6 protein-coding genes are annotated in these 6,296 nt (G+C 69.5%); 2 read left to right on the top strand and 4 right to left on the bottom strand.

Translation table 11 applies throughout. The features are described 5' to 3' along the window. Window positions 1-877, top strand: an 877-nt coding sequence (locus ACFY01_RS34835; protein WP_390739746.1) for an acyl-CoA carboxylase subunit beta, incomplete at its 5' end; no start/stop codon positions are given. A gap of 57 nt (window positions 878-934) precedes the next feature. After that, window positions 935-1,126: an acyl-CoA carboxylase subunit epsilon gene (locus ACFY01_RS34830; RefSeq protein ID WP_355941144.1), complete on the top strand. Its 192-nt coding sequence runs from the start codon at window positions 935-937 to the stop codon at window positions 1,124-1,126. A 141-nt stretch (window positions 1,127-1,267) separates the two neighbouring features. Here ACFY01_RS34830 and ACFY01_RS34825 read toward each other — a convergent pair whose 3' ends face one another. The 4 genes from ACFY01_RS34825 to ACFY01_RS34810 form a co-directional block, all read right to left on the bottom strand. After that, complete coding sequence (locus ACFY01_RS34825) at window positions 1,268-1,849, bottom strand: ATP/GTP-binding protein (protein WP_361447334.1); 582 nt, start codon at window positions 1,847-1,849, stop codon at window positions 1,268-1,270. After that, a complete protein-coding gene (locus ACFY01_RS34820; protein WP_390739745.1) occupies window positions 1,830-2,399 on the bottom strand; it encodes a DUF742 domain-containing protein in 570 nt (189 codons plus the stop codon). The genes ACFY01_RS34825 and ACFY01_RS34820 overlap by 20 nt, the downstream gene beginning before the upstream one ends. A 96-nt stretch (window positions 2,400-2,495) precedes the next feature. Next, on the bottom strand, window positions 2,496-2,909 hold the full coding sequence (locus ACFY01_RS34815) for a roadblock/LC7 domain-containing protein (RefSeq protein ID WP_037625176.1): 414 nt from the start codon (window positions 2,907-2,909) through the stop codon (window positions 2,496-2,498). 10 nt (window positions 2,910-2,919) lie between these two features. After that, window positions 2,920-6,192 (bottom strand): nitrate- and nitrite sensing domain-containing protein, encoded by a 3,273-nt coding sequence (locus ACFY01_RS34810; protein ID WP_390739744.1) that lies wholly within the window; start codon window positions 6,190-6,192, stop codon window positions 2,920-2,922. Window positions 6,193-6,296: the final 104 nt, after the last annotated feature.

Genomic DNA, 6,296 nt, shown 5'->3' with positions numbered 1-6,296 from the left:
CTGCCACTTCGCGTACGACGACGAGGAGACCTGCATCGCCGAGGTGCGCTACCTCCTCTCGCTGCTCCCGCAGAACAACCGCGAGAACCCCCCGCGCGCCGAGTCCACGGACCCCGTCGACCGCCGCAGCGACATCCTCCTGGACCTGGTCCCGGCGGACGGCAACCGGCCGTACGACATGGTCAAGGTCATCGAGGAGATCGTCGACGACGGCGACTACCTCGAGGTCCACGAGCGCTGGGCGCGCAACATCATCTGCGCCCTGGCCCGCATGGACGGCCAGGTGGTCGGCATCATCGCCAACCAGCCGCAGGTGCTCGCGGGTGTCCTGGACATCGAGGCGAGTGAAAAAGCTGCGCGCTTTGTTCAGATGTGTGACGCTTTCAATATCCCGATCGTCACCTTCCTGGACGTCCCGGGGTTCCTCCCCGGTGTCGACCAGGAGCACGGCGGGATCATCCGGCACGGCGCGAAGCTGCTGTACGCGTACTGCAACGCCACCGTGCCGAGGATCTCGCTCATCCTGCGCAAGGCGTACGGAGGTGCCTACATCGTCATGGACAGCCAGTCGATCGGCGCCGACCTCACCTACGCCTGGCCGACGAACGAGATCGCCGTGATGGGCGCGGAGGGCGCGGCCAACGTCATCTTCCGCCGGCAGATCGCGGGCGCCGAGGACCCCGAGGCCATGCGGCAGAAGATGGTCAAGGAGTACAAGGCCGAGCTGATGCACCCGTACTACGCGGCCGAGCGCGGCCTCGTCGACGACGTCATCGACCCGGCCGAGACCCGCGAGGTGCTCATCCGGTCCCTGGCGATGCTGCACACCAAGCACGCCGACCTCCCCTCCCGCAAGCACGGCAACCCCCCGCAGTAACCCTGCGGAACCTCCGCGGTACCCCCGCGGAAACCTCATCCACGGAGACTGACACCCATGGACAACGCTGAGATCCGCGTCGAGAAGGGCCACGCCGAGCCCGAGGAGGTCGCCGCCATCACGGCCGTCCTCCTGGCCCGTGCGGCGGCCGCCCCGTCGGCCCCGGCGCACCGCGCCCGCCCGAAGGCCGGCTGGCGCCGCCTGGAGCGCGAGCCCGGTTTCCGGGCCCCGCACAGCTGGCACGGCTAGGCTGCGCCGCTCTCGAACGTAGTAAAAGGGGCCCCTCTGCCAAGAGGGGCCCCTTTTACTGTGCCGGGCCACTGTGCTGTGCCATATGGATGGGCGGGCCCTCCCCGGTGGGAGGGCCCGCCCATCCATATGGCGTAACGGCTAGCGGAGCCGTGCCATCAGGGCGTGCTCCACAAGGGTGATCAGTGCCGACTTGGCGTCCGAGCGGTGGCGGGCGTCGGTCGTGATGATCGGGGTGTCGGGGCCGATCTGCAGCGCCTCGCGGACCTCGTCCGGGTTGTACGGCTGGTTGCCGTCGAAGCCGTTGAGGGCGATGACGAAGGGGAGACCCGAGTTCTCGAAGTAGTCGACCGCGGGGAAGCAGTCGGCGAGACGGCGGGTGTCCACCAGGACGATCGCGCCGATGGCGCCGCGGACCAGGTCGTCCCACATGAACCAGAAGCGGTCCTGGCCGGGGGTGCCGAACAGGTACAGGATCAGGTCCTGGTCCAGGGTGATACGGCCGAAGTCCATGGCGACCGTGGTGGTCTTCTTGTCCCCGGTGTGGGTGAGGTCGTCGATGCCTGCCGAAGCGGACGTCATGACGGCCTCTGTGCGCAGCGGGTTGATCTCCGAAACAGCCCCGACGAACGTGGTCTTGCCCACGCCGAAGCCGCCCGCCACCACGATCTTCGCGGAGGTGGTGGAGCGGGAAGGACCGCCGCTAGAGCTTGCGAAGTCCACTGAGCACCCTTTCGAGCAGTGTCACGTCTGGCTGGCCACCGGCGTTCTCGTCGCCGCCGGGCTGATGGATGGCGACCAGGCCCGCCTCCGCCAAGTCGGCGACGAGGATCCTGGCCACGCCGAGAGGGATTGTCAGGAGGGCCGAGATCTCGGCTACCGACTTGATCTCACGGCAGAGGTTGCAGATCCGCTGATGCTCGGGCAGCTGGCCCTGCATCTGGTGCGGCTGCGCGGTGGTGTGCACCAGCGCCTCGATGGCGAGCTGGTACCGCGGGCGCGTCCGGCCACCGGTCATGGCGTACGGACGCACCAAGGGGTTGTTCGACGCCCCGGCGGGCGCCGGCTCGGGGCGACGTTGCGGCTGCACCGGCTGGATGCGCGGCGCGGGCGGCTGGTCGTACGGCGACGGGCCTGGGCCCTGTGGCGCGTACGGCTGCCGGTGGCTGGGGGCGGAGGGGAAGTTGTACCGGTTCGCGGAACCGTCGCCCTGGCCCTGGGCAGGGCCGTACGACCAGTTGCCCGAATTGGAACCGCCTGGGGGTGTTGCCACTTTCTCTCCTCCTCCGACCGTGCCGGGCACCCATCCCTGTGGAGCCGCGTCCCGAAACCTTACGGCCCCGGGACGCGAAAACGCACCGTCTGATAGCTAGTTGAGAAGGCTTCCCTGGAGTTCCGCACGCAGATCCGGGGTAAGAACCGTGCCTGCGCGATCCACCAGGAGCGCCATTTCGTACCCGATGAGGCCGATGTCCGCCTCCGGGTGTGCCAGGACCGCCAGCGAGGAACCGTCGGAAATGGACATCAGGAACAGGAATCCCCGCTCCATCTCCACAACCGTCTGATTCACGTGGCCGCCCTCGAAGATCCGGGAGGCGCCTGCCGTCAGAGACGTCAGACCGGAGGCGACGGCCGCGAGCTGGTCGGCGCGGTCGCGGGGGAAGCCTTCGGACATCGCCAGAAGGAGTCCGTCGGCGGAGACCACCACCGTGTGGGACACCCCCGGGGTGTTGTCCACGAAGTTGGTGATCAACCAGTTCAGGTTCTGTGCCGCCTGGCTCATCGGGCTCACACTAACGCTCCTGGTTGTAGGTGCTGTCAGGACCGAAGCCCTGGCCGTTCGTTTCACTGCCTGCGCTGCGTCCGCGCTGGACGCCTCGACGCAGGTTGCTCAGCCTGCCCCGGACGTCCTCCGGGGCGCGGGAGACCTGTGGGCCTCCCTGGGGGGTGCTCTCGGCGGCACCCTCGACCAGATTGGCCTTGGGTACCCGCCGCGGCAGACCGGAGGAGGTGACCCCGCCTGCCTTGGGCTTCCGGAGCTGCGACGCCTGCTGCCACCGCTGGTCGTTCGCCGAACGCCAGTCGTCGCCGCTCTCCGGTGCGGGAGCCGATGCTTCCCGGCTCGTGTGCCGCACACCGTTCGCGCCGTTCGATCCGCTCGCGGTGGATCCGCGGCGGGGCAGCCCGGCGTCGGTCAGCGTGTGGCCGACGGGGGAGGCCGGTCCCGGACGGTCGAAGCCTACGCGGTCCCGCTCGTTCACGTCACCGGCCTGCGCGGATTCCGCTTCCGGAGCGTACTGGGCCGGGTACCCGTTCTGGTAACCGTCCTGCTGGGGCCAGTCGTCCTGGTAGGGCTTCTCCTCGTACGCCGGGTAGGACTCGGACGCGGCGGCGTGCGCGGTCGCGTGCTCCTCCTGGACCGGCTCCGCATACGCGGGCTCCGGGTAGCCGCCGGCCGACGAGAAGGCGTCGTTCTGCGGTCGGCCGCCGTTCGGCGCGTAGTACTGCTCGTCGTACGCGGGCTGCTGCGGCTCGTCGTAGGCCGTCTGCTGCTGCTCGGCGTAGGACGCCTGCTGCTGTTCCTGGTACGCCTGCTGCGGGTCGTAGGCCGCGGGCTGCTCCTGGTAGCCGGTACGGCTGCCGTCGTAGCCCTGGGCGTCGAACTCGTCGGCGTACGCGGGCGCCTCGGGGGCCTCCCGGGGGGCCTCGATCTCCTGCGGGCCGTGGGACTGGGCCTCCAGGGCCGCGCGGCGCTCCTCGCGCATCAGCGAGCGGCCGACGGGGTCCAGGTCGCGGATGTCGTCGGGGACGTCGACGTAGCGGCTGTCGTCGAAGCCGAGCTCGGCCGCCGTGCGCATCGGCTGGAGCTGCTGCTGCTGGTTGAAGCTCTCACCCTGGAACTGCTGCTCGGGGATGATCTGGGAGACCGTGAACTCGTCGCGGTCCAGTGCCTGCTCGCCGCCACCGCCGTGCGTGATCGCGTCCGGCAGCATGACCAGGGAGGTCGTACCGGCCTGCTCGCCGGAGGGGCGCAGCTGGACGCGGATGCCGTGCCGGTCGGACAGCCGGCCGACCACGAACAGGCCCATGCGCTGGGAGATCGCGGCGTCCACGGTCGGCGGGTTGGCCAGCTTGTGGTTGATGTCCGCGAAGTCCTCGGCCGTCAGGCCGATGCCCTTGTCGTGGATCTCGATCATGATGCGGCCGTCGGGGAGACGGGTCGCGGTGACGCGGACCTTGGTCTGCGGGGAGGAGAACGTGGTGGCGTTCTCCAGGAGCTCGGCGAGCAGGTGCACGAGGTCGGTCACGGCGCGGCCGTGGATCTCGGCCTCCGGGACGCCGGAGAGCTCGATGCGCTCGTACTGCTCCACCTCGGAGGAGGCGGCGCGCAGCACGTCGACCAGCGGGACCGGCTGGTCCCAGCGGCGGCCGGGCTCCTCGCCGGCGAGGACCAGGAGGTTCTCGCCGTTGCGGCGCATACGGGTCGCGAGGTGGTCCAGCTTGAAGAGGTTCTCCAGCTGGTCCGGGTCGGCCTCGTTGTTCTCCAGGTCGGTGATCAGGGTCAGCTGGCCCTCGATCAGCGACTGGTTGCGGCGCGAGAGGTTGGTGAAGATCGCGTTGATGTTGCCCCGCAGCAGGGCCTGCTCGGCGGCGAGCCGGACGGCCTCGCGGTGGACCTGGTCGAAGGCCCGGGCGACTTCGCCGATCTCGTCCCGGGTGGTGATCGGGATGGGCGCGACGCGGGTGTCGACCCGGCCGGGGTCGGTACGGGAGAGCTGGTCGACCAGCATCGGCAGGCGCTGCTCGGCGATGCCGAAGGCGGCGTTGCGCAGCTGGCGCATCGAGCGGCTCATCTGGCGGGCCACCATGCCGGCCAGGATGAACGCGGCGAGCAGGGCGACCACGACGGCGGCACCGGTGATGATCGCGGAGGTCTTGGCGTCGTCGGCGATGCCCGAGGCCTCGTTCACCGCCTTCTCGGCCATGTCCGACTCGATCTGGCGGTAGGCGTTGTACTTGAGGGTGTTGAACGCCCACCAGTTCTGCGCGGTGATGCCCTTCTGGGCGAGTGCGGCGCGGGTGGTGGTGCTGGTGTCCCCGAGGTTCGCCAGGGCGGTGACCATCGCGTTCTGCTTGGTCGGCGGCGCCACGTAGTTCGGGTCCTTGCCCTTGGCCTGCTCGGCCATCGCCGCGCCGTCGGTCTTGATCTTGGCCTCGGCGTCCTTGAGCTTCTGGGCGTCGGCCTCGGTGCCACCGCCCGTGTACTCCTCGACGGCGATCCGCTCGAGGTAGGCGTACGAGGAGAGCGAGACGCGCTGGGTGGCGAGGTTGCCGGCGTCCGGGCCGGGCTTGATCAGCAGGTGCATGCCGATCGAGCGCTCCAGCGACAGCGCCGCCTTGGTCAGGGAGATGGCGTAGACGGTACGGCCGTAGGAGGTGATGTTGCCGGTGCCCAGGCCGAGCTCGTTGGCGAACTCCATCAGCGGGTGGCTGACGTTGATGTAACCCTCTTCGGTCTGTACGCCGGTCACCTTGGAGGAGTAGGCGGCCGCGCGCAGCGTCTGGAGCTTGGGCTCCTCCAGGCGGAACAGCTTCAGCCGGCGCTTCAGGCCCGCGTCGTCGGGCATGTCCTGGGCGGCCGCGTCGAACGCGTCGGCGGCCTGGTCCGTCTTCTTGCGGATCGCGGTGACCGTGCTGTTGTTCTGGCCCTTGCCCTGCAACAGCGGGGCCGCGGTGACGTCACGCTCGTTCTCGAGGGCGTCGGCGTAGGCGAGGGAGGCGCGGACCAGGCGCGCGGTGTTCTCCGCGTCCTGGGCCTCCTGCCAGGTGTCGATCGAGGCCTTCACCTGGAAGCCGCCCATGACGAGGCCGACGACCACGGGTATGAGCAGGATCGCGTTCAGACGGGTCGGCACCCGCCAGTTGCGCGGGGAGAATCGGCCGCCGCTCTTGGCGGGGGCGGCCGCCGGTTCCGTGGCGGGCACAGGGGTGGGCGCCGCAGCGCGCGGCGGCGGGGTGAAGTTGCCCCGCGCCGACGGCTCGGGACCGTTCTTGCTTCGCCTCACTCGACCAACAACCTCTCGGCGGCGGGCACCTACGTCGTGCCGCAGTCTCTCAGAACCCGGTGTGTCATAGACCACTAGGGAGTACGTCTTTGACTATTGGGCAG

The sequence above is a fragment of the Streptomyces sp. NPDC001480 genome (assembly GCF_042894725.1).
Classification (GTDB): Bacteria; Actinomycetota; Actinomycetes; order Streptomycetales; family Streptomycetaceae; genus Streptomyces.
This window is presented reverse-complemented; position numbering and strand designations above follow the sequence as displayed.